At 43.5% G+C, this 7,114-nt stretch carries 6 protein-coding genes; 5 read left to right on the forward strand and 1 reads right to left on the reverse strand.

The window, feature by feature from the left end; translation table 11 throughout:
- Window positions 1-112 precede the first annotated feature (112 nt).
- The 5 genes from cysD (at window position 113) to LJE09_RS16430 (ending at window position 6,221) form a co-directional block, all read left to right on the forward strand.
- Entirely contained in the window at window positions 113-1,012 is a 900-nt protein-coding gene (cysD, locus tag LJE09_RS16410; RefSeq protein ID WP_026649863.1) for a sulfate adenylyltransferase subunit CysD, read from the forward strand.
- Window position 1,013: 1 nt separating this feature from the next.
- A complete protein-coding gene (locus LJE09_RS16415; protein WP_227311560.1) occupies window positions 1,014-2,654 on the forward strand; it encodes a sulfate adenylyltransferase subunit 1 in 1,641 nt (546 codons plus the stop codon).
- Between the two features lie 668 nt (window positions 2,655-3,322).
- The gene (locus LJE09_RS16420; RefSeq protein WP_008705184.1) at window positions 3,323-3,577 is read left to right on the forward strand and encodes a hypothetical protein; all 255 of its coding nucleotides are present in this window, start codon (window positions 3,323-3,325) and stop codon (window positions 3,575-3,577) included.
- Window positions 3,578-3,655: 78 nt separating this feature from the next.
- The gene (locus LJE09_RS16425; RefSeq protein WP_055059736.1) at window positions 3,656-4,438 is read left to right on the forward strand and encodes a hypothetical protein; all 783 of its coding nucleotides are present in this window, start codon (window positions 3,656-3,658) and stop codon (window positions 4,436-4,438) included.
- Window positions 4,439-4,703: 265 nt separating this feature from the next.
- Complete coding sequence (locus tag LJE09_RS16430; protein ID WP_022380573.1) at window positions 4,704-6,221, forward strand: 4Fe-4S dicluster domain-containing protein; 1,518 nt, start codon at window positions 4,704-4,706, stop codon at window positions 6,219-6,221.
- Between the two features lie 171 nt (window positions 6,222-6,392).
- Here the strand turns inward: LJE09_RS16430 and LJE09_RS16435 are convergent.
- The coding region (locus LJE09_RS16435; protein ID WP_227311561.1) for an RNA-guided endonuclease InsQ/TnpB family protein at window positions 6,393-7,114 on the reverse strand (722 nt) is incomplete at its 5' end.

The raw sequence follows: 7,114 nt of genomic DNA on the forward strand, positions 1-7,114 counted from the left end.
AAGGGAAATAAAACATGCGTTTTGTGCAATTTTTATTTTTCAGACACGCTCTAGTGTATTTGCTCAAGTACGAAAAGATTCCGAGTATAAACAAACAGAGGAGGATAATGCAATGAGTAACTTATCTCATCTTGATGCGCTTGAGGCAGAGGCGATTTATATTATGCGAGAAGTAGCAGCCGAGTGTGAAAAGCCGGTTATGCTCTATTCTATAGGAAAGGACAGCTCCGTTATGCTCCATCTGGCGATGAAGGCATTTTACCCGGAGAAACCGCCTTTTCCCTTTCTTCACATTGATACTACATGGAAATTTCATGAGATGATCGAATTCCGCGACAGAATCGCAAAGGAAAACGGAATTGATATGCTGGTTTACACCAATGAAGAGGGTGTAAAGGCAGGAATCAACCCATTTGACAATGGTTCTGCATATACAGATATCATGAAAACACAGGCCTTAAAACAGGCTCTGACCAAATATGGATTTACAGCGGCATTTGGAGGCGGCCGTCGTGATGAGGAGAAATCCAGAGCAAAAGAAAGAATCTTCTCTTTCCGTAATTCAGCTCAGGCATGGGATCCGAAAAACCAGAGACCGGAGATGTGGAAGCTTTATAACACTAAGATCCAGAAGGGAGAGAGTATGCGAGTATTCCCAATTTCCAACTGGACAGAAAAGGATATCTGGCAGTACATTCAGCGTGAAAATATCGAAATTGTACCGTTATATTTTGCGAAAGAAAGACCGGTCATCTACAGAGACGGAAATATCATTATGGTGGATGATGACAGATTAAAACTCCGTCCGGGTGAAAAGATTGAAAACAAAAAAGTCAGATTCCGTACTCTTGGATGCTATCCGCTTACTGGAGGTATTGAATCTGAAGCAGATACTCTGGATGAGATTATTGATGAGACGTTAAGTGCTGTTTCTTCTGAACGTACCAGCAGGGTGATCGACCACGAGGCAGCAGGCAGCATGGAGAGAAGAAAGAGAGAGGGGTATTTCTAGAATGAAAGGATTATTGAAATTTATTACATGCGGAAGTGTGGATGATGGAAAATCCACTCTGATCGGACATATTCTTTATGATGCAAAGCTTCTCTATACAGATCAGGAGAAAGCTCTGGAGCTGGATTCCAAAGTAGGAAGCAGAGGCGGTGCCATTGATTATTCTCTTCTTCTGGACGGTCTGATGGCAGAGCGTGAACAGGGAATCACCATTGATGTTGCATACCGTTATTTTACAACAGATAACAGAAGCTTCATTGTTGCAGATACACCCGGACATGAAGAATATACAAGAAACATGGCAGTGGGTGCGTCCTTTGCAGATCTGGCAGTTATCCTGGTGGATGCTTCACAGGGAGTACTGGTACAGACAAGACGTCATGCAAGAATCTGCGCATTGATGGGAATCCGTTACTTTGTATTTGCAGTAAACAAAATGGATCTTATTGAATATGATGAAAAACGTTTCCGCGACATTGAGAATCAGATCGCAGCACTGATAGAAGAACTGAAACTTGCCAATGTAACTATTATTCCGGTATCTGCCACAGAAGGTGACAACGTTACAACCAAATCTGACAACATGCCATGGTATAAAGGTGAGGCGCTTCTTTCCCATCTGGAAACCGTAGACATTAAGGAAGATACAGAGAAGGGCTTCTATATGCCTGTACAGAGAGTCTGCAGACCAAACCATGAGTTTCGCGGATTCCAGGGACAGATTGAGAATGGTGCCATCAGGGCAGGCGACCTTGTGACTACTCTTCCCAGTAAAGAAGAAGCTCATGTAAAGAGTATTCTTGTTGGCGATAAAGAAGTTCAGGAAGCTGTACAGGGACAGCCTGTTACCATCCAGCTTGACAGAGAAGTAGATGTTTCCCGCGGATGTGTACTTGCCATTGATTCCGGCGCAGTTCTTACAGACTCTGTGGAAGCAGATATCCTCTGGATGGATGACAATGCTCTTACGGATGGCAAGAACTTCTTTGTAAAAATCGGTACAAAGATGATCCCCGGCCTGGTTACAAAGATCAATTATTCTGTGGATGTTAATACAGGTGAAAAGAAAAGCGCATATACCTTAAAGAAAAATGAGATTGCTTCCTGTACTCTGGAATTCTCAGAGAAGATCGTTGTAGACGAATTTGACAGGCACAGAACACTGGGTGAGCTGATTCTGATAGATCGTGTCACAAATATGACTTCTGCCTGCGGTGTTGTGAGAAAAACCTTTGTTTCTCAGGATAGATCCCAGATCGGAAAAGTGGACGAGCAGGTTCGTGCAGGACTGAAAGGTCAGACACCGGTAGTAGTGGAATTCCCGATCGGTAAAGAAGGAATCACTCTTGATTTTGCAGAGCAGGTAGAAAAGGGACTGACTGTACTTGGAAAACATACCTATCTGTATCATCCGGCAGCGAGTGAAAACTATGCAGAAACTGTCCGCCATCTTAAGGCAGCAGGTCTGATCGTACTTCTTGTTCTTGATGAAAATACAGCAAAAGACGAGACATTAAAGACTCTGGATGGTTTCTATGCGAACTGGCAGATTGACGGAATCACTGTGAAAGATGCGATTGATTTCGTGAAAAAGAAATCTGCATTTACAGTGCAGAGTGTACATGATGGAAATTATATCTGATTATAACAGGGCTATAAATCGCCGCAGAGACAAAGAAAGTCTCTGCGGTATTTTGTTTTCTTGACAAGTGTCGTTACAGCAGATTATACTTATTCTCAAATATTCAGAATCCATAATAATACAGACAGGAAAGATAACAGAAATATGCAAACGAACAATGAAAGTAAACAAAACCAAAAAAAGAGATGATGCTTGGAACTTTGTTTGTAATTGCTACGATCATTATTCTGGCGATACCAACGAAGAAAAGACAGAAATAAAGATGAGTGAATATCGATTAGAATGTAGAATGGGCAATTGGTTACTGTTCACACACCACTATCCGCGAGGTGTTTTGTCATGAATATGCCAAAATCCCGAGACATACAAACCAATATTCCATTGCCACAGGCAATCAGGAATGAATTTTGGCTAAGTTACTGTGAACGGAGTGAACAGTAACGGCAATTGTGAAGTGGCATTCAGATTACATATTATGCAGCAGAGTATGATATAATTCGTTTTGTATAATGGCGTCAGGATTAAGAGCATATGTAGAGCTGTGTAGCGAAGCGGATTGCGAATATCTGTTTGACTTTTGATGGGTGTACACGAGAACATTTTTTTACAGTGAAAGTTATCTGTATTATATTACAGAGGGTACTGTACAGATAATCAGGAGGTATTTTATGCGTTTGGAAAAAGTACAGGAAGCGTTAAAAACAAAGAAAATTCATTATGAATATACAGAGGAAAACGGATGCGGAAGCATCGACTTTATGTTTCGCGGTCTGAGATTCCATATATGGGAATATGAAGATCGTGTCTGGGGAGCGGAGACAAACGTGTTCGAAGCAGGCAGAAGCCAGGATATTGAGGGAGATTACGAGGAAATTATTTCCGGAGAAATCCTCTCATGGCCGGATATGCTGCCTGGGATGTAAGTATGTTACTGTTCACAGCAACACACTCCAGGGAGTTGAGATATGTGAAAAGTAACGTAAGTATTACTGCAGAAGGGAATGATATTTACGAAAAAATATAGAACCGGACAAATCGTATTAACCGCATGTATTGCAGCTGTCTGTATGTTTTCAGATGTCCATGGGGCAGAAGTGGCAGGTCCGCCGGCACCGAAATCCAAATCGGCACTGACACAAAAACCTGAAGCAACACCAATGCCTGAAGCAACACCAATACCTGCATCTACTCCAACACCGGAGCAGGAAACTGAGACAGATAAACAGAATCCGGCAGACCAGGGAACTTTAAGCAAGCCAGACCATCCGGACACTATCTCCGCAGATAAACTGGTATTTATCGGAGATTCCAGAACAGAGGGATTGAGGGATGCGGTAAACGATGACAGCATTTGGTCCTGTCTTTCTTCTATGGGATATGACTGGATGGTATCTACAGGAGTGCCGCAGGTAGAAGATCAGATTGAGGACAATACAGCGGTTATTATCCTGATGGGTGTTAATGATCTTTATCATGTCAATGACTACATCAGTTATATTAATTCCAAAGCTGCTGAATGGGGGAACAGAGGAGCGCAGACTTATTTCGTGTCTGTAGGTCCGGTGCAGAATGATCCCTATTGCAGTAATGCGGAGATTGAAAGTTTTAACGCGGCAATGCAGGCAAGCCTGAGTGGAGTTACCTACATAGACGTATATTCCCATCTGGTATCTGAGGGATTTTCCACCGTAGACGGAACCCACTATCCGGACAGTGTGTCCGTAGATATTTATAATTATATCTTGGACCATCTGGAGGAACAGATGAGTGGAATCTGGGGATAACAACATATGAACAGCAACTTCGGGGGCGACAATTCAGCGAAAATTCTGATGTTGTGTTGAGCCTGGAAGCATTTGGTGATATGATATGCAGATAAGGAAACGGAAATGAGCGGAATTTCGTTTCTCTGTGAAGTGGCTGAAAGTTCAGCAGGAGGAAAAATGAGTGTGCTGATTGCAGCAGTGATGAAATTATAAATGGAAATTGTTCGGTGTCCCTGCATTGGATTGCCGTACAGTTATCCGAATCGAAAATCAGGAGGAAAAAATGAGAGGACTGTATTCATCCAAAACAGAAATCAGACACAAAATTTTTACAGAAATTGCGAGGATGGCATATGAAGGCCAGTCTCCGGAGATGCTGGAAGAGCTTCCCTACAAGATCGTACCCGGTGAAATTGCGACTTATCGTGACAGTATTTTTCTGGAAAGAGCGGTAGTTGGTGAGAGACTTCGCGTTGCAATGGGGATGTCACTGAGAAAGGTTACAGAGCATGCGCCAATTTCCAAAGGTGTGGAGGCCAGCGTTATTGAGGAAAAGTATTATGAACCGCCGCTTATCAATGTGATCAAGTTTGCCTGTAATTCCTGCCCTGAAAAAAGGGTAATGATCACAGAGGGCTGTCAGGGGTGCCTGGAGCATCCCTGTGTGGAAGTCTGTCCAAAGAAAGCAGTGCATATGGAAGGCGGCAGATCCCATATTGATGAAGATGCCTGTATCAAATGCGGAAAGTGTCTGGAAGCCTGTCCGTATAATGCAATCATCAAACAGGAACGTCCATGTTCAAAGGCATGCGGTATGAATGCTATTGGCTCTGATGAATATGGAAGAGCAGAGATTGATCAGGATAAATGTGTATCCTGCGGACAATGTCTGGTAAGTTGTCCGTTCAGTGCTATTGTAGACAAAGGACAGATTTTCCAGACTATTATGGCATTAAAAAGTGAAACACCGGTGTATGCAATCGTGGCGCCTGCCATTGCAGGCCAGTTTCCGGGTATGGAGAATAATAAGATACGGGGAGCATTTCAGGCACTTGGCTTTACAGATGTAAGAGAGGTTGCCGTCGGTGCAGATCTGTGCACAGTGGAGGAGGCAAAGGACTTTTTGGAAGAAGTTCCTGAGAAACTTCCTTTCATGGCTACATCCTGTTGTCCGTCCTGGTCTATGATGGCTAAGAAATTATTCCCGGAACAGGCGAAATGTATCTCTATGGCACTGACACCTATGGTTCTCACTGCAAGGCTGATCAAGCAGAAGGAACCAGATTGTAAGATCGTTTTCGTAGGTCCCTGTGCAGCCAAGAAGCTGGAAGCCAGCCGTAAGAGTATCCGCAGCTATGTGGATTTTGTGCTGACCTTCGAGGAAGTAGCAGGAATGTTTGATGCCAAAGGCGTGGACTGGAAAGATATTCCGGAAGGAGAACCACTGTTTCATGCCAGTGCTGACGGAAGAGGTTTCGCAGTCAGCGGTGGTGTGGCAGAAGCGGTTGTCCATGCGGTGAAGCGTATTGATCCTGATCGGGAAGTAAAGGTAATGAATGCAGAAGGTCTGCAGAACTGTAAGAAGATGCTCCAGATGGCCAAGATTGGTAAATATAATGGATATCTTTTGGAAGGAATGGCATGTCCGGGCGGCTGTGTAGCAGGTGCCGGTACTATCCAGACAGTTAAAAAAGCAGCAGCAGCTCTCGAAAAAATGAAGAAAGAGGCTTCGTTTACAGATGCCTATGACTCCAAATACAGAGCAAGACTGGAAAGCCTGGAGAAATTTGATGTGGAGTGAGATTCTGACTGAATCAGTGAAATCCTATATGGATTGCAAGTGTTTGAATGCAATCAGTATATAGCAGAGTGAATTACTCGGCAACTGAGTTACCAGAGCATCTGAATTAAGGCGGGATACCGCCTTTTTTCAGGGTGCATCCATGGCACCACTACTGTTTGCTCTTTAGAGCTATACAGCTACTTTTATTATTTCCGGTGTTTTCAGTCCGGTTACGGACAGTTCTTTTTTTACTCCGGATACGGAGTGATATTTTCTCAGGATATTATATGCGCCTACGGCATCTGCGTTATAGGTTCTGTTTCCATCTCTGTACAACCCTCTCTCTTTCCGTTTGGACGGCTCTGCATATCTTTTCTCCACTTTCGGTGACAGTGGGCTGCACTGGCTGGTATAACTTTCTTCCTGTTTTACAAAACGGATCCCATATCTTTTCAGCTTATATTCCAGCATGATGTAGATCCTGTTATACGGCAGGCTGTGAAGCTTCTGGTTTGTCCTGTGTCCCAGGTCTTTTTCTCTCCGGATGTTCCGGATATCCCCTGTAACGACACAGGTGATCTCCTGTTCCCGGCAGTATTCTGCAAGATATCTTGTGATCTTGTGCAGATAGTCCGTTACTGAGTCTTGTTTTCTCTTATATAACTTCCTGATATGTTTTGATGTGACCGGATGCTTTACTCCCTTTCCGGACTGCTGCCCATACCACTGGGCCTGCACCCTTGCAATCTTTTTATGGAAATATCTTTCCAATTCAAGGTACTTCCTGCCCAGGATAAACGTCTTCCCATTTTCAGAATCATAACACGTCATAAGGTTGTGAAGCCCCAGATCAATAGACAGTTCATGTCCGTTCTGTGGAAGTTCTTCCTGGTCAGGGACCTCATAAACAA

This window comes from Blautia sp. DFI.3.45, from assembly GCF_020593505.1.
GTDB classification, from domain to species: domain Bacteria; phylum Bacillota; class Clostridia; order Lachnospirales; family Lachnospiraceae; genus Blautia_A; species Blautia_A wexlerae.

Bases quoted from the DNA above. Each gene is read 5' to 3' on its own strand.
- cysD (WP_026649863.1), top strand. From the start codon at position 113: ATGAGTAACTTATCTCATCTTGATGCGCTTGAGGCAGAGGCGATTTAT.
- LJE09_RS16425 (WP_055059736.1), top strand. From the start codon at position 3,656: ATGATATTTACGAAAAAATATAGAACCGGACAAATCGTATTAACCGCA.
- LJE09_RS16415 (WP_227311560.1), top strand. From the start codon at position 1,014: ATGAAAGGATTATTGAAATTTATTACATGCGGAAGTGTGGATGATGGA.
- LJE09_RS16430 (WP_022380573.1), top strand. From the start codon at position 4,704: ATGAGAGGACTGTATTCATCCAAAACAGAAATCAGACACAAAATTTTT.
- LJE09_RS16420 (WP_008705184.1), top strand. From the start codon at position 3,323: ATGCGTTTGGAAAAAGTACAGGAAGCGTTAAAAACAAAGAAAATTCAT.